Consider the following 15,635-nt stretch of genomic DNA (forward strand, 5'->3'; position numbering starts at 1 on the left):
CACGGCGTCCCGGGGGCGCCCGGGTGTCCACATCGTCGGAGGTCTGCCGTGCCGGTCACCGTCGCGACGCTGCTGGACACCGCCGCACTGGAGCTGACGCTGCACACCTCCGCCGCCGCCGCCGACCGTCCCGTCTCCTGGGTGCACGTGAGCGAGCTGGCCGACCCGACCCCCTTCCTCGAGGGCGGCGAGCTGCTGCTCAGCACCGGGTTGACCCTCCCGGCCGACGCGGCGGGACAGCGGGACTACGTCCGGCGGCTGGCCGGGGCCGGCGTGGTCGCCCTCGGGCTGGGCACCGGCCTGAGCCTCGCGAAGGTGCCGGAGGAGCTGGTGGCCGCGGCCGACGCGCACGGACTCGCCGTGCTGGAGGTGCCGCGGCAGACGCCGTTCATCGCGCTCTCGCGGGCGGTCTCCAGCGCGCTCGCGGCCGAGGAGTACGCGGCCGTCGCGCGCGCGTCGGCGGTCCAGCAGGAGCTGACCCGCGCCGCCGTCGCCCCCGGTGCACCGGCCACCCTCGTCGACCGGCTGGCCCGGCACCTCGGCGGGTGGGCGCTGCTCACCGACGCCGCCGGGACGCCGGTGGAGGCGGCGCCGCCCGGTGCACGGGCCCGCGCCGGCACCCTCGCACCCGCGCTCGACCGGCTGCGCGGCACGCGCTCCCCGGCCGGGGCAGCGCTCACCCGTCCCGACGAGACGGTGCTGCTGCAGTCACTGGGCACCGGGACGCGCACGCGCGGGTTCCTCGCCGTCGGGCGCCCGGGGTCGTTCCCGGCCGCCGACCGGCACGTGGTCAACGCGGCCGCCCTGCTGCTGACCCTGCGGCTGGAGCAGTCCCGGGCGCTCGACAGCGCCACGGCCGCGCTGCGGGCCGCGTTGCTGCGGCTGCTGCTGGCCGGGGAGGAGGCGTCGGTGGTCCCCGCGGTCGCCGCGCTGGGCGAGCGGCTGCCGACCGAGCCGGTGCGCCCGCTGGTCCTCCTCGGCAGCGCGGAGCAGCGGGCGGCCGCCGTCGACGTGGCCGCCGACGCCGCGGCGCAGGACCGCGAGCCGGTGTTCGCCGCGGAGCTGGAGAGCGCGCTGGTCGTCCTGGTCGCCGCCGACGGGCCGCTGGACCGGCGGCTGGCCGTCCTGCCCGAGCGGGTGCGCGGAGCCGTCGTCGGGACGGCGCCCCCGGTGTCGTGGGACCGGCTGGCCGAGGGCGTCCGGCAGGCCCGCCAGGCCGCCGAGCACGGCCGCGCGACCGGCCGCCCGGTCACCGGCTCCGCCGACGTCGCGGGCCAGGGCCTGGCCGCGCTGCTCGACCCGGACGCCACGGCCGCGTTCGCCGAGGCGGCGCTCGCCCCGCTGGTCGCCGCCGACCGGGCCGGGCCGGGCGAGCTGGTCGAGTCGCTGCGGGCGTGGCTGGCCGCGCACGGCCAGTGGGAGCCCGCGGCCGCCCGCCTCGGCGTCCACCGGCACACGCTGCGCAAGCGCATCCACCGGGTCCAGGAGCTGCTGGGCCGCGACCTGGACTCCCCCGGCGTCCGGGCCGAACTGTGGGTGGCCCTGCACCCTCCGGCTCGTCCCTAGCGGCTTGGGGCGGCTCCAGCGGCGCGCCGGCGCGCGCCCGCCCGGTGGGCTCAGCCGGGCACCCGGAGGCCCGGGACGGCGACCCGCCGGTGCACCAGGACGAAGCAGACCGCGCTGCCGGCGAGCGCGACCGCGCAGCCGCCCCAGGACAGCGCGTACCCGCCCGTGAGGTCGGCGGCCAGCCCGAACGCCCAGGGCGCGACCAGCGCGCCGAGGAAGTAGCCGGTGGACATGAGGGCGATCGCCCGGCCCACCGCCCACGGCGCCCGGTCGACGACGACCGCGTGGATCGTGCTGGCCCCGGCCAGGTTGCCGAAGAGGCCGACGACCGCGCCGACGACCACCAGGACCAGCGGGCTGCCCGCCGTCGACCACAGCAGCAGCACGCCGAGCAGCGCGAGGCCCGCCAGCCCGGCCGCGACCAGCGCCCGCCGCGGCGGCCCGACCCGGTCGGACAGCCGGGCCACGAGCACCATGGCCACCACCCCGGCGCCGGTGCCGGCCGCGGAGACCGCACCGGCCGTGGCCGTCCCGACCCCCGCATCGGTCAGCGAGAGCACCAGCCAGGACAGCAGCGGCTGGGAGCCGGCGATGAACAGGAACGCGGCCAGGGGCAGCAGCGCGAACCCGGGCGGCAGCGGCCGGTCCGGCTCCGCCGTCGCGGCGACGCCCCGGCCGCGGGCGGCGGGACGGGCCGGCAGCAGCAGCCCCCCGGCGACGGCGGTGGCCGCCGCGACGACCGCGAGGGCCAGGGCCACCCCCTCCCAGCCGACGGAGCGCGCCACCGCCGGCCCGGCGAGGGCGAGCACCGTCGCCATGAGCGGTACGCCGGCGGTCTTGACGGTGAGGTCCCGCCCGGCGCGTCCCGCCGGCGCCGTCGCGGCCACCGCCATGCTCGTCCCCGCGTTGCCCAGCGCGTAGCCCACGCCCGCGACGCCGGCGGCCAGGCCCAGCACCAGCGCCGAGGGGAAGGCCACCGACGCCAGCAGGCAGCCGGCCACCACCACCTGGTCCACGACGATGCAGCGCCGGGCACCCCAGGGCTGGGCGACCCGCGCGGCCACCAGCGAGCCCAGGCCGGTGAGGCCGTAGAACAGGCCGATCAGCAGGCCGAGGCCACCGCGCGAGAGGTCGAGGTCGGCCCGGATCTCGGGACCCAGGTAGCCGTAGAGGAACGCCGGCGCCGTGCCCGCGCCCATGGCCGCGGTGCAGACGGCGACGACCGCGGCCCGCCGGCCCACCACCGAGCTGGGGTCCGCCATCCGCGCCCGCCCATCGCCACCACCGGCCGGACCCCGGGCGGCCGGGCGGGTGGACCGACCGTAGGTGAGACCCGGAGCACAACTCAAGCTTCCGTCGCTGGTGCTCTAGCGACTACGGTCAGCCGGGTGACGGCCGGCCGGGTGGTGTCCCTGTCCGCCGGCACCGTGCTCGACGCGCGACCCGACGACGCCCTCGACGCCGCGGCGGCCGCGGGCTTCGACGCCTTCGGCACCCGGTGGGACCCCGAGCACGCGATCGGCTCGCTGCGGCGCCGGATCGACGACAGCGGCCTGGCCCTGCTCGACCTGGAGGTGGTGCGGCTGGGCCCCGGGACGCCGGTCGGGCACCACCGCCCCTGGGTGGACGCCGCCGCGGAGCTCGGCGCCCGCTTCCTGCTGGTGGTGAGCTCGCACGACGACCCCGCCCGCACGGCCGACGAGCTGGCCACGCTGGCCGGCTGGTGCGCGCCCGCGGGGGTCACCGTGGCGCTGGAGTTCATGCGGTTCACCGCCGTCCCCACCCTGCACGCCGCCGGCGAGCTGGTGCGGGCCGCCGGCGGCACGGGCCTGACCGTCCTCGTCGACGTCCTGCACCTGCAGCGCGGCGGGGAGACCCCGGCCGACCTCACCCGGCCCGGCGCCCCACCGGTCGGCTACCTCCAGCTGTGCGACGCGCCCGCCGACCCGCCCGGCGACCTGGCGGCGCTGGCCGAGGAGGCACGGCACGGGCGGCTGTTCCCCGGCGACGGCGAGCTGCCGCTGGCCGACGTCCTCGCCGCCCTGCCGGCCGACCTGCCCGTCTGCGTCGAGGTGCAGTCCGACACCTGGTCGCGGCAGCTCGACGTGCCCGCGCGGGCGCGGCGGGCGATGGACAGCGTCCGCGGCCTGCTGGGTGCGCCGCACCCGGCGCACTGACCCGCACGACGACGAGGAGGGCACGTGCCTGCAGTCCTGGTGACCGGAGGCGGATCGGGCATCGGCGCGGAGGTCTGCCGGGTGCTCGCTGCCGCGGGCTGGCAGGTGGCCGCCGCCGACCTGCGGCCCCCGGAGGGCGGGCACGAGCTCGACACCACCGACGAGGCCGGCTGGGAGCGGGTGCTGGACGCCGTCTGGCCGCTGGACGGGCTGGTCAACTGCGCCGGCATCCGGGACCGGGCGCCGCTCGAGGAGCTGGAGCTGGCGGCGTTCGAGCGGATGATGGCCGTGCACGTCACCGGGTGCTTCCTCGGCACCCGCGGGGTCGCCCGGCGGTGGCGCACCGAGGAGCGCTCCGGCGCGGTCGTCAACATCTCCTCGGTCACCGCCACCCACGCCGTCGCCGGACAGGTCCACTACGTCACCGCCAAGGGCGCGATCGCCGCGCTGACCCGGGCGGCGGCGGTGGAGCTCGGGCCCACGGGCACCCGGGTCAACGCGATCGCGCCCGGGATCATCCGCACCCCCATGACCGCCGACCGCCTCGGGGACCCGGACCAGACGGCGTGGCTGCTGTCCCGCGTGCCGGCGGGCCGGGTCGGCGAGCCGGCCGAGATCGCCTCGGCGGTGCAGTTCCTGCTCTCCGACGCGGCGTCCTACGTCAACGGCGTGCTGCTGCCCGTCGACGGCGGCTGGGCGGCGGGCTGATGGCCGGCCGGCGCACCGTCGGCCTCGGGCTGTTCACCGGCCAGCGCCCTCCGGGGGTCGCGCACCCGCCGTACGGGGACGCGGTGCTGCTCGCCCGTGCCGCGGAGGACGCCGGCTTCGACGCGTTCTGGGTCAGCGAGCACCACGGGATGCCCGACGGCTACCTGCCCTCCCCGCTGGTGCTGCTCGGCGCGCTGGCCGCCGCGACCGACCGGCTCACGCTCGGCAGTGGCGTCGCCCTCGCGCCGCTGCACCACCCGCTGCGGCTGGCCGAGGACGCGGCGGTCCTCGACCACCTGTCCGGAGGGCGCCTGGTCCTGGGTCTCGGCCTGGGCTACGCCGAGCACGAGTACGCCGCCTTCGGCGTGGACCCCACCCGCCGCGGGGCGCTGATGTCCGACCTCGTGCCGTTCCTGCGCCGGGCCTGGACCGGGGAGGCGTTCGACTGGAGCGGCCCCGCGTACGCCGGCCAGGGCCTGCGCGTCACCCCGGCCCCGCTGCGGGACGGCATCCCGGTGTGGCTGGGCGGGTACGCCCCGGCCGCCCTGCAGCGGGCCCGCCGCGTCGCCGACGGCTACCTGGTGGGCCGCGCGGACGACGCCATCCTCGACCGGGTGCTCCCGGCGTTCGCCGAGCCGGTCGGGCGCCCGTTCACGATCGCGGTCAACGCCCTCGTCCTGCTCACCGACGACCCCGCCGACGCCGACGCCGCCCGGCGGGGCTACGCCGCCACGCAGACGGCGTACGAGGCGATGCAGGCCGGCGGCATCGCGCACGCCGGGATCGTCGCGCCCGACCCGGAGGCGCCCGTCACGGCCGGGTCGGTCGACCGCTACTTCCAGGCCGTCGGACCGGCCGGCGCCGTCGTCGCCCGGCTGCGCGAACTGCTGGACCGGCTGCCGGCCTGGGCCGACGCCCACCTGGTGCTGCGGGTGCTCTTCCCCGAGCCGGACGCGCGGCGCCAGGCCGACCGCGTGGCGCGGCTGGGCCGGGACGTGCTGCCCGGGCTGCGCTGACCCTCAGGCCTTGGACAGCTCGCGCATCTGGTCGTCGGACAGCACGTCGCCCTCCCGGGCCGCCTGGGCCAGGCGGGTGTCCTCCAGGGCGAAGGCACGGGTGAGCGGGCAGGCGGCCAGGAAGCTCACCTTCTCCCCCGACCGGGGACGCCGCTCGGGCAGCGGCCGGGACAGGTCGATCCGGCGGCCCTCCTTGACCACCTCCACGATCGCCCCCTCGCGGGTCAGGACGGTGATGTCGGCCAGCGGGTCACCGTCGACCACGAGGACGTCGGCGACGTAGCCCTCGCGGACCGCGCCGAGGCTGCCCTCCATCTTGATCGCCCAGGCCGCCTGCGAGGTCGCCGCGGTGATCGCCTCCATCGGCGAGAACCCGGCGTACTGGACGAGCATGTCGAGCTCCCGCGCGTGCCACTCGCCGCACGGGGTGATCGCGAACCCCGTCTCCGAGCCGGTGATGACCCGCACGCCGGCCCGGTGCGCCTTGTCGATCATGACGCCGGTGACGTCGAGCTCGGCCTTGAAGACGTCGAGCAGCTCGGGGGCGGTGCCGACCTTCTCGCCGTACTCGACGAGGTTGCCCAGCAGCGTGAACGTCGGGCACAGCGCCGAGCCGTTCTCGACGACCGCCTCGAGCGCCTCGTCGTCCATGTAGGACGAGTGGTAGATCAGGTCCATGCCGGCCTCGGCCGACTCCTTGGTGCTGATCGAGTTGCGGCAGTGACCCACCACGGGGGTGTTGAGCTCGTGCGCCGCGTCGACGACCGCCTGGATCTCGCGCTTGTTCCAGACCTTGACCTCCGGCCCCTTCACCGAGGGGATCAGCCCGGTGACCATCACCTTGATCCAGTCGACGCCGTGCTTGATCTGCCGGCGCACCTCACGCTGGATGCCGTTGGCGTCGTGGACGACGGTGGCGTAGCCGGTGGTGCCCTCGTCCCTGATCAGCCGCCCGGCGGTGCCGCCCAGCATCGTCATGAGGGCGTTGCCCCCGGCGCGCATCCGCGGGCCCTCGACGAAGCCGGACTCGATCGCGTCGCGCAGCTCCACGCCGATGTTCCACAGGCAGTCGGCGTCGAGCACGCTGGTGACGCCGGCCCGCAGCACCTTCTGGGCGTTGTGCGCCGACAGCATCGAGCTGAACGCCTCGGTGCGGTGGAAGAACAGCTCGTCGTTGCCGGTGGGCTCGCCGAAGGACAGGTGGGTGTGGGCGTCGATCAGCCCCGGCATGACCGTGCGGCCGGTGGCGTCGATCCGGGTCAGGCCGGGGAGGTCCACGGCCTGCGCCTCGGCGGCCGCACCAAGCGCGGCGATCCGGCCGTCGCGGATGAGCACGGCCTCGCCGGGCCGGGCGTCGGCCCCGGTGCCGTCGACCACCGTGCCGCCGGTGATGAGGATCGGCTCGGACATCTGCGCTCCCTCCAGGGACGGCGGGGCGCGCCGAGTCCGGCGGAGTGGCCCGCGTCACGTCGCCGTCGCCCATCGTCGGCGGGCGTCCCCATAGTGTCAAGCACAGTAACGACGGGCGCCGGGAGGTGGCGACGGGTTCCCGAGCGAGGTGACGACGGGCGCCGGGGTGGGTGGCGACGGTGCCCTCAGGCGTTGGTGACCCCCAGCGCGAGGCCGCCGTCCACGGTCAGGATGCTGCCGGTCACCCACTCGGCCCCCGCGAGGTAGGCCACCGCCTCGGCGACCTCCTCGACCGTCCCGATCCGGCCCAGCGCATGGGCGGCGCCGAGGGACTGCAGCCGGGCGTGGGCCTCCTCGGGGGTGCCGAGCCCGGCCCGTTCGTTGATCTCGGTGTAGACGGCACCGGGCCGGATGCAGTTGACCCGCACCTGCTGCGGTCCCAGCTCCGCGGCCAGGACGCCGGTGAGGGCCTCCAGCGCCCCCTTCGTCGCCGCGTAGGGCGAGGCGCCGGGGAAGGCCCGTTGGGTGTGCACGGACCCGAAGAAGACGATGGAGCCGCGGCGGGCCCGCAGCTCCGGCAGCGCCAGCCCCGACAGCTGCACCGGGCCCACCACGTTGGCGTGGTAGAGGTCGAGCACCTGCTGCTCGTCCAGTGCGTCGAGCGCGCCGCGGTACATGTTCCCGGCGGCGTTGACGAGGGTGTCCAGTCCGCCCCCGTGCCCGACGGCGGCGGCGAGCAGGCGCTCCCGGTCACCGGCGGCCGTGACGTCGGCCGGGACGGCGAGGCAGGCCGCGCCCAGCTCGTCGGCCACCGCCTGCACCTTGTCCGCCCGCCGTCCCGACACCGTCACCCGGGCACCCCGCTCGACCAGGTGCCGGGCGACCCCGGCGCCGATGCCCGATCCCCCGCCGGTCACCAGCACCGACGAGCCCGCCAGTTCGCGCATGCCGCACGTCCTCCTCGTGGATGGTCCCCGCCGGGCTCAGCCGGCCAGGGCGCACTCCGCCGCGATCTGCCCGAAGCACAGCGCCTCGGACAGGTTGCTGCCGTCGGCCGGGTACAGCAGGCCGCTGGCCTGCCCGAGCTCGCCGGCCGCGTACAGCCCCGGGATGACGTCGCCGAAGACGTCCAGCACCTGCGCCCGGGCGTCCCGGCGGGGTCCGCCGGTGGTGTTCGAGCCGCCCGGGTACAGCGGCACGCAGTAGTAGGGCGGGGTGTCCAGCGGCACGAGCGTCTCCGCCGGACGGCCCAGGGGGTCACTGCCCGTGGCGCAGCCGGCGTTGTACGCGGCCACGGTGGCCGCGGCCGCCTCCGGGTCGGCGACGCCGGCCGCGCGGGCGGCGTCGGCCACGGTCGCGCCCTGGTGGACCCAGCCGCGCTCGATCTCGGCCCGGTTGTCGGGGCTCCACGTGTACAGGCCGACCGCGCCGGCGCCGAGGTGCGGGAAGGTGAGCGGGCCGGCCGCGCGCCGCCGGTCGTCGAAGAACCAGTAGCAGGGCACCCGCGGGTGGCCTCCGGTCGCCGGGTCGATGCCGAGCAGTTCGTAGTAGAAGCCGTGCAGGAGGCGGGCCTGCTGGCTCTCGTCGGCGAAGCGCCGTCCCGCGCCGTCGGTGATGACGTAGCCGGGCGGGTCGATGCCGATGATCAGGTTGAGCCGGCTGCCGTCGGGCATCGGGAAGCTCCCGATCGCGCGGCCCACCATCTGGTTCATGTGCCACAGGTCGGCCCCCAGCGCCTGCGCCATCCGGACGCCGTCCCCGGTGTTGCCGGGGTTGCCGTAGAAGTACACCGGCGCCGCCCGGAGGTGGTCGAGCTTGAGCGCCTCGTCGAACTCGTAGCCCCCGCACGCGAGGACCACGCCGGACCGGGACCGGACGACGGTGCCGTCGTCGTCCCCCACGCGGACACCGGTGACCATCCCGGCGTCGTCCCGGAGCAGCCGCGCCGCGGGGCTGGACCACCGCAGCTGCACGCCGGTGCCGGCGACGGCGGTGGTGAGGGCGGCGTAGAGGTCCGTCCCCGCGCCGCCCCGGGCGTCGAGGCGGTAGCGCGCCTCCCCCGGCTGCCCGACGACGATGCCCTCCGCCCCGGGCAGCTCCGGGTGCTCGGCACCGCCGATCGCGGTCATCGGCAGCCCGCGGGCGGCCAGCCAGTCGAACAGCCCCCCGGCCCGCTCTGCCCACCGCGCGCTGACGTCGCGCGGCACCATGCCGCCGGCGCACCGGTCCAGGTACTCCGTCGCCGCGGGCACGTCGGTGACGCCCATGACGAGGCCCCCCGACATCCGCGTGCTCGGCGTGTGCCGGTCGGCCGGCTGCTTCTCCAGCACGACGACGGAGGCACCGGCCCGGGCGGCGGTGAGAGAGGCGGCCGCGCCGGCCGCCCCGAACCCGACGACGAGCAGGTCGCAGTCGGGGGTGGGCGGCACGGTTCCTCCTGCGGGTCGGGACCGGGCCGGGCCCGGGGACGGGCGGTCAGCTGGCCGAGCGGCCCCGGCGCGCGCGCCGGGCGGGGATGCGGTCGCGCCCGCTCTGCTCGGCGGCCTGCAGCGTGGCCGCGGGCAGTCCGCGGTCGGCGCGCAGGCGGTTCATGTCGGGGTCCTCCTGCCAGAACGCCCGGATCTGCTCGGCGTCGAAGTGGTCGCCCATGAGCTGGATGGCGATGTCGTGCCGGATGTACTCGACCGACAGCAGGACGACGGCCGGGTTGTCCGTGTAGACCCCCCAGGCCCCGGTCTCGGTGAAGCCGCCGATCACGGCCTCCTGCCGGTCGCCGACGACGGTGAGCATCCGGCAGCCGAGGTTCTCCATGACGACCTCGGGCGTGGACAGCTCGTGCTGGTAGGTGCGCCCCACCGGGTCGCCGAGGTCGCCGAAGGCGATGGAGGTGACCGCCACCGAGCGCGCCTCGGCCGCCGTCACGCTGTCGCGCAGGGCGGCCATCTCCTCGGGCCAGATGGAGAGGAACAGCTCCCGCCGGGCGCCGGAGACCACGTCGCGGGCCCGGTCGAGCAGGGCCGCGGCGCCGGACAGGTTGTGGATCAGGTGCACGGTGGGCGGCGCGGCGATCGCCGGCAGCATCGCGTCCAGTGCGGCCAGGGACTCGGAGTAGTCGCGGCCGAGCCGGTTGAGCAACGCCTTCGCCGGCAGGGGCAGGTAGTCCACGGCGTCCCCGGCGCCCCGCACCTCGAAGGCCGCGCCGCGCGCGACGAGCTTGGCGAGGGTCTCGTACACCGTGCTGCGGGGCACGCCCGACCGCTTGGCCACCTCGTAGCCGTTGAGCGGCTCCCCCGCGCCGACCAGCGCCAGGTACGTCTTGGCCTCGTAGCCGGACATGCCCAGGTGCTGCAGCCGCTCGATCACGTCTTCGTAGGTCACTGCCCGTACCCCTCCTCCCGGGGTGCCATCGGCACCGTCGTGAGCATGCCAGTCACGATCGGCCGCCACCTCGTTCCCATGGGTCAGTACCCGAACGTGCGGTCGACGGCGTCGAGGACCCGGTCGAGGTCGGGGAGGAAGTCCTCCTCGACCCGGCTCGGGGGGTACGGGACGTCGTAGCCCGTCACCCGCTGCACCGGCGCCTCCAGCTCGTAGAAGCAGGCGTCGGCCAGCTCCGCCGCGATCTCCGCCCCGAGCCCGAGCGTCCGCGGCGCCTCGTGGACGACGACCACGCGCCGGGTGCGGCGGGCGGAGTCGACCAGCGTGGGCAGGTCCAGCGGCGAGAGCGAGCGCAGGTCCACCACCTCCAGGGAGCGTCCCTCCGCCCGTGCCGCCTCCGCGGCGTCGAGGGCGACCCGGACCATCGCGCCGTGGGCGACCACGGTCGCGTCGGTGCCGGGCCGCACCACCCGCGCCCGGTGCAGCGGCAGGTCGTCGGCGGCCGGGCCGAGCCGGACCGGGCCCTTCTCCCAGTAGCGGCGCTTGGGCTCGTAGAAGACGACCGGGTCGTCGCTGCGGACGGCCTCCTGGATCATCCGGTAGCCGTCGGCCGGCGAGGAGCAGGCGACCACGCGCAGCCCGGCCGTGTGCACGAAGTAGGACTCGTTGGACTCGCTGTGGTGCTCGACGGCGCCGATGCCCCCGCCGTACGGGATGCGGATGACCACCGGCATGGCCAGCGTGCCGCCGGAGCGGGTGCGCAGCTTGGCCAGCTGGCTGACCACCTGGTCGAACGCCGGGTAGACGAACCCGTCGAACTGGATCTCGCACACCGGCCGGTAGCCCCGGACGGCCAGCCCGATCGCGGCGCCGACGATCCCGGACTCGGCCAGCGGCGTGTCCACGACCCGGTCGCCGCCGAAGTCCTTCTGGAGCCCGTCGGTGACCCGGAAGACGCCGCCGAGCCGCCCGACGTCCTCACCCAGGACCAGCACCCTCGGATCGTCGTCCATCGCCTGGCGCAGGCCGGCGTTGATCGCCGCGCCCAGCGCCAGGGTCGTCGTCCCGCCCGGTTCGCTCACCCCGGCTCCCGGGGGCCGGTGAAGGAGGCGAGGTGCGCGGCCAGCTCCGCCTGCTGCCGCGCCATGGCCGGGTGGGGCTCGGCGTAGACGAGGTCGAACACGGCCAGTGGGTCGGTGTCCGGCAGGGCGCGAGCGCCGGAGCGGATGCCCTCGGCGAGGTCGTCGGCCTCCGCGCCGAGGTCGTCGAACCAGGCGTCCCCGACGCCCTCGGCCCGCAGGTACCGCTCCACCCGCAGCAGCGGGTCGCGCGCCCGCCACTGGTCCACCTCGGCCGCGTCGCGGTAGCGACTGGGGTCGTCGGAGGTCGTGTGGGCGGCCATCCGGTAGGTGAAGGCCTCGATCAGCGTGGGCCCGCCGCCGGCCCGGGCCTGCGCCAGCGCGGCGCGGGTGACCGCCAGGACGGCGAGCACGTCGTTGCCGTCCACCCGCACGCCCGGGAACCCGAAGCCGTGCGCCCGCTGCCACAGCGGGACGCGGGTCTGCCGGCTCAGCGGCTCGGAGATCGCCCACTGGTTGTTCTGGCAGAAGAAGACGACCGGCGCCGAGGACACCGCGGCGAAGGTGAACGCCTCGGCGACGTCGCCCTGGCTGGTCGCGCCGTCCCCGAAGAACGCCATCGCGGCGGCGTCGGCGCCGTCGCGCTGGATGCCCATCGCGTAGCCCACCGCGTGCAGCGCCTGCGCCCCGATGATCACGGTGTAGTTGCCCATGCCGGCGGCCCGCGGGTCCCAGCCGCCGTGGGCGCTGCCGCGCCAGAACCGCAGCATCTGCGTCGGCCGGATGCCGCGGCACCACGCCACCCCGTGCTCGCGGTAGCTGGTGAAGGCGAAGTCCGCCGGTGCCAGCGCCCGCCCCGCCCCGACCTGTGCGGCCTCCTGGCCGAGGCAGCTGGCCCACAGCCCCAGCTCGCCCTGCCGCTGCAGCGCGGTGGCCTCGCTGTCGAAGCGGCGCAGCAGCGTCATGTCCCGCAGCAGCCCCTGCACGGTGGGCAGGTCGACGTCCAGGGGGTGCCCGGGGTCGGCCACCCGCCGGCCTCCGGGGGTGAGCAGCTGGACGCCGGGGTCGTCCTGGCCCGGCGGGTCGATGAGCGGCTGGCTCATCGGTCGCCCACGGAGTCGACGCTCTTGGGCCGGGACAGGCCCAGCATCGCGGCCTTGGTCAGCCCGCCGTCGACGGCGAGGGTCTGAGCGGTCACGTACCCGGCCTTGTCCGAGGCGAGGAACAGCACGGCGGCGGCGACGTCGTCGGCGGAACCGAGGCTGCCCAGCGGCACCTTGCCCTGCCGCAGCTCACGGATCTCCGGATCGGCGTAGATGGGGTCGGACATGCCGGCCAGGATCAGTCCGGGGGCGACCGCGTTCACCCGGATGCCGAGCGGAGCCCACTCGAGCGCCATCTGCTCGGTGAGCATGAGGATCGCGGCCTTGGTGGCGGTGTAGGCGCCGGCGTTGGGTGCGGCGGCGATCCCGTTGACCGAGGAGATGTTGACGATCGCGCCGCCGCCGGCCTCCCCCATGCGCCGCGCCGCGGCCCGCGACACCAGGAACGTGCCGGTGAGGTTGACGGTGAGGACGTCGGTCCAGTCGTCGGCGCTGAGGGACAGCAGCGGGCCGAAGCGCACCTGGCCGGCGTTGTTGACCACGAGGCCGGGCGCCTCCGGGAGCGCGGCGAACCCCGCCTCGATCGAGGCCTCGTCACCCACGTCGACGGTGGCGGCGACGGCGGCGTCCCCCAGCTCGGCCGCGACGGCGTCGGCCGCGGCCCGGTCGACGTCCCAGACCGCGACCCGGTACCCCTCCTTGACGGCGTGCCGGGCGATGACCGCACCGATCCCCCGGCCCGCTCCGGTGACGACTGCCCAGCTCATCTGCTTCTCCTACGGGACGGTGACCGACGCGGCCGGCCGGGGTTCAGGACGGGTCGAACAGGACCGGGTAGGTGCCGAAGTGGTCGCGCTTGGAGTGCGGGTCCTTCGTCGGTGGGTGGTCGGGGTCGGGCCGGACGCCGTGCCGCAGCAGCTCGCGCACCATGAGCGGCACGGTGCCCAGCACGTGGTCGGGGCCGCCGCCGGCCTCGTCGCGGGGAACGGTGCCGCCGTCGAGCTCCATGCCGATGCAGGCGTGCATGCCGCCGCCGAAGGTGTGCCCCCACGGGGGGACGCCGTCGGGCACGGTCCGCAGCGGGTCGAACTCCTCGGCGTCGGCGCCGAACACCTCCGGGTCGCGGTTGGCCGCCCGGATGTCCATCACCACGACCGTCCCCGCCGGCACCACCCGCCCGTCGCGGAGGGTCACGTCGGCCAGCGCGCGCCGCTCGGCCACCGGGCTGGCCGGGTGCAGCCGGAACACCTCGTGCACGCAGCGCTGCACGAACCGGTCGTCGCCCAGCCGGCCGGCCAGGTCCGGGTGGCGCTGCCGCCAGCGCAGGATCTCGTCGGCGGCGTGGGTGAACGCGTCGGAGGTGCTGTGCGAGCCGGCCTGCAGGTAGAAGGCGACCTCGCGGAGCATCACCGTGCGGTCGGCGCCCAGCTCGTCGGCGTTGCGCACCATCGCCATCAGCACGTCGCGGGGCAGCTCGTCCTCGGGGACGGCGGGGTCGGCGGCCAGGGCCCGCCGGCGCTCGTAGGACGGGGTGAAGAACATGGCGTCGAAGCGGCCCAGGGCCTCCTCGACCTCGGCCCGCACCTGCGCGTGGTCCCGGGTGCTGTGCACCAGGGTGGCGCCCTCGCTGAACGTGACGGCGAACTGCTGCAGGGCGTCGGTCTCCTCGACCGAGCCGGTCGGGTGGTCGGCGCCGGCCACCCGCGCGGTCAGGTTCATCGTCGTCCGGTACCCGAGCTGGACCAGGTCCCCCCGCCCCGCGCGCAGGCTCGGGGCGAACGCCTCGTCGATGATCCGCGGGACCAGCTCGTCCTCCCAGAACCGGAAGGTGCCGCGGCGGAACAGCCGGTTCTCCACCCGCCGCCGGAGCTTGTGGGCGTCGCCGTGGAGGTCGAGGAGGGCGTCGCGCATGACCACGCCGCCGGCGTCGTAGAGCCGCTGGCGGAGGTCGCGCTGCCGGAAGCCGTCCCAGAGCTCGGCGAAGGTGCTCAGCGTCAGCTGCGGTGTCTCCGTCAGCTGGTCGGCGGACATGCGGCCTCCTCCGTTCGCGGGGACGACCGCGTCTCGGCATGCGGCGTCATACGCCTAACGACGCTAGTGTGTCCCACGTCTCACGTCCATGCCCTCGGCCCGTGAGGGTGCCGCACCGGGCCGTCCCCTGCAGCCCGAGGAGATCCATGGCCGCCGACCCCGCCGCCCCGGTCATCGACGTCCACGCGCACGCCGTCCTGCCCATGAGCCTGGGCGCGGCGGGAGCGGCCGGCCCCGAGCTCGGGACGGCGCCCGACGGGACGCCCTTCTACCGGGTGGGCGACTACGTGCTGCGGGGCGTGCGGTACGAGGGCAGCGCCTTCATGGACGTCGACGTGCGGATCGCCGCGATGGACGCCGCCGGGATCGACGTCCAGCTGCTGTCCCCCAACCCGATCACCTACTTCGGCGACCTCGAGCCGGCCGCCGCGGCGGCGTACGCCCGGTCGCACAACGACGCCCTCGCCGAACTCGTCCGCGCCCACCCGGGGCGGCTGCTGGGCGCCGCGCAGCTGCCGATGCAGGACCTCGACGCGGCGATCGGCGAGCTGGAGCGCTCGGTGCGCGAGGTCGGCCTGTCGGCGGCCTACGTCGACACCGACCCCGGCCGGACGCTCGACGACCCCGCCCTGGACGCCTTCTACGAGGCGGTGGTCGACCTCGACGTCCCGCTGTTCGTGCACCCCTCGCCGCTGGGCAGCACCGGCCCGGCCGACGACCCGCGGCTGCGTCGCTTCGACCTCGACCTGCTGCTGGGCTTCGCCTACGACGAGACCCTCGCCGTCGCCGCGCTCGTCTTCGGCGGGGTGCTGGAGCGCCACCCGCGGCTGGACGTGTGCCTGTCCCACGGCGGCGGCGTCACCGCCTACGTGGCGGGCCGCTTCGGGCGGGCCGCGGCGGTCCCCCGCGCCTGGGTGCCGGAGTTCCTCCGCGAGCACGGGGTGGAGCACTACCTGCGCCGGCTGTGGCTGGACACCCACGTGCACAGCCGCGAATCCCTCGACCTGCTCACCGGGGTGGCCGGCACCGACCGGCTGGTGTTCGGCACCAACTTCGCCGGCTGGGACGCCGGCGGCGCCCACGCTGTGGAGGAGGTGGCGCACCTGGCCCCGGTGCTGTCGGCCAACGCCCGCCGGCTGCTGCGCCTGGACCGCTGACCCGGGGGCA

The 15,635-nt window shown here is 76.1% G+C and carries 14 protein-coding genes; 5 read left to right on the forward strand and 9 right to left on the reverse strand.

The window, feature by feature from the left end:
* Positions 1-48 precede the first annotated feature (48 nt).
* A complete protein-coding gene (locus GCU56_RS11120; protein ID WP_163481793.1) occupies positions 49-1,566 on the forward strand; it encodes a PucR family transcriptional regulator ligand-binding domain-containing protein in 1,518 nt (505 codons plus the stop codon).
* A 50-nt stretch (positions 1,567-1,616) separates the two neighbouring features.
* Here the strand turns inward: GCU56_RS11120 and GCU56_RS11125 are convergent, their stop codons facing one another.
* Positions 1,617-2,828 carry an MFS transporter gene (locus tag GCU56_RS11125; RefSeq protein ID WP_163481794.1) on the reverse strand — a complete coding sequence of 404 codons (1,212 nt, stop codon included), beginning with the start codon at positions 2,826-2,828 and terminating at the stop codon, positions 1,617-1,619.
* Between the two features lie 126 nt (positions 2,829-2,954).
* On the opposite strand from GCU56_RS11125, the gene GCU56_RS11130 reads away from it, so the two are divergent.
* From GCU56_RS11130 to GCU56_RS11140, 3 genes are read left to right on the forward strand one after another with little or no spacing between them, the layout of a single operon-like run.
* A complete protein-coding gene (locus tag GCU56_RS11130) occupies positions 2,955-3,743 on the forward strand; it encodes a TIM barrel protein (protein WP_163481795.1) in 789 nt (262 codons plus the stop codon).
* A gap of 24 nt (positions 3,744-3,767) precedes the next feature.
* A complete protein-coding gene (locus GCU56_RS11135; RefSeq protein ID WP_163481796.1) occupies positions 3,768-4,451 on the forward strand; it encodes an SDR family oxidoreductase in 684 nt (227 codons plus the stop codon).
* Positions 4,451-5,467 carry an LLM class flavin-dependent oxidoreductase gene (locus GCU56_RS11140; RefSeq protein WP_163481797.1) on the forward strand — a complete coding sequence of 339 codons (1,017 nt, stop codon included), beginning with the start codon at positions 4,451-4,453 and terminating at the stop codon, positions 5,465-5,467. The genes GCU56_RS11135 and GCU56_RS11140 overlap by 1 nt, the downstream gene beginning before the upstream one ends.
* Positions 5,468-5,470: 3 nt before the next feature.
* Here the strand turns inward: GCU56_RS11140 and GCU56_RS11145 are convergent, their stop codons facing one another.
* From GCU56_RS11145 to GCU56_RS11180, 8 genes are all read right to left on the reverse strand, one after another.
* A complete protein-coding gene (locus GCU56_RS11145; protein ID WP_163481798.1) occupies positions 5,471-6,877 on the reverse strand; it encodes a metal-dependent hydrolase family protein in 1,407 nt (468 codons plus the stop codon).
* A 185-nt stretch (positions 6,878-7,062) separates the two neighbouring features.
* Positions 7,063-7,824, reverse strand: a complete 762-nt coding sequence (locus GCU56_RS11150; RefSeq protein ID WP_163481799.1) for an SDR family NAD(P)-dependent oxidoreductase — start codon at positions 7,822-7,824, stop codon at positions 7,063-7,065.
* Positions 7,825-7,860: 36 nt separating this feature from the next.
* On the reverse strand, positions 7,861-9,306 hold the full coding sequence (locus GCU56_RS11155; protein ID WP_163481800.1) for an FAD-dependent oxidoreductase: 1,446 nt from the start codon (positions 9,304-9,306) through the stop codon (positions 7,861-7,863).
* Positions 9,307-9,352: 46 nt separating this feature from the next.
* Complete coding sequence (locus tag GCU56_RS11160; RefSeq protein ID WP_204331882.1) at positions 9,353-10,255, reverse strand: TrmB family transcriptional regulator; 903 nt, start codon at positions 10,253-10,255, stop codon at positions 9,353-9,355.
* An 83-nt stretch (positions 10,256-10,338) separates the two neighbouring features.
* Positions 10,339-11,337 (reverse strand): alpha-ketoacid dehydrogenase subunit beta, encoded by a 999-nt coding sequence (locus GCU56_RS11165; RefSeq protein ID WP_345771781.1) that lies wholly within the window; start codon positions 11,335-11,337, stop codon positions 10,339-10,341.
* Positions 11,334-12,437 (reverse strand): pyruvate dehydrogenase (acetyl-transferring) E1 component subunit alpha, encoded by a 1,104-nt coding sequence (gene pdhA, locus GCU56_RS11170; RefSeq protein ID WP_163481801.1) that lies wholly within the window; start codon positions 12,435-12,437, stop codon positions 11,334-11,336. Before pdhA ends, GCU56_RS11165 begins: the two co-directional genes overlap by 4 nt.
* Positions 12,434-13,204 carry an SDR family NAD(P)-dependent oxidoreductase gene (locus GCU56_RS11175; protein WP_163481802.1) on the reverse strand — a complete coding sequence of 257 codons (771 nt, stop codon included), beginning with the start codon at positions 13,202-13,204 and terminating at the stop codon, positions 12,434-12,436. Before GCU56_RS11175 ends, pdhA begins: the two co-directional genes overlap by 4 nt.
* Positions 13,205-13,247: 43 nt before the next feature.
* Positions 13,248-14,468, reverse strand: a complete 1,221-nt coding sequence (locus GCU56_RS11180; protein ID WP_163481803.1) for a cytochrome P450 — start codon at positions 14,466-14,468, stop codon at positions 13,248-13,250.
* 146 nt (positions 14,469-14,614) lie between these two features.
* Between GCU56_RS11180 and GCU56_RS11185 the strand changes: the two genes are divergently transcribed.
* The gene (locus GCU56_RS11185; protein WP_163481804.1) at positions 14,615-15,625 is read left to right on the forward strand and encodes an amidohydrolase family protein; all 1,011 of its coding nucleotides are present in this window, start codon (positions 14,615-14,617) and stop codon (positions 15,623-15,625) included.
* The last annotated feature ends 10 nt before the right edge of the window (positions 15,626-15,635 follow it).

This window comes from Geodermatophilus sabuli, assembly GCF_010686765.1.
Taxonomy (GTDB): Bacteria; Actinomycetota; Actinomycetes; order Mycobacteriales; family Geodermatophilaceae; genus Geodermatophilus; species Geodermatophilus sabuli_A.